The 250-nt window shown below is 57.6% G+C and carries 1 pseudogene; it reads right to left on the reverse strand.

Annotated features, from left to right (window positions below):
• Window positions 1–95 precede the first annotated feature (95 nt).
• Window positions 96–250: pseudogene (locus SB725_RS32805) on the reverse strand (peptide ABC transporter substrate-binding protein); the annotation flags it as partial.

Raw genomic sequence — 250 nt, forward strand, 5'->3', positions numbered from 1 at the left:
GGTTCCGTTGAAGTCGCAGGAAGCAGATTGAAGTGCTTACTGACTAAGCCGGACGTCCTGGCAAAACCCGCCAAAAAAAATCACCCCAGTGAATTTCAAGCCACTGGCCCCAAGGTCACCCACCAACGGGTGCGGTAGCGCAACTGCACTGGCAGGGTCTGGGGCAGGATGGCCAGCAACTTGTCGGTGTCTTCCAGGCGGAACACACCTGAAAGGCGCAGATTGCCAATCGCTGCCGAGCAGCCCAGAT

This window comes from Pseudomonas sp. SIMBA_041, from assembly GCF_046535095.1.
GTDB lineage: Bacteria > Pseudomonadota > Gammaproteobacteria > Pseudomonadales > Pseudomonadaceae > Aquipseudomonas > Aquipseudomonas mucoides.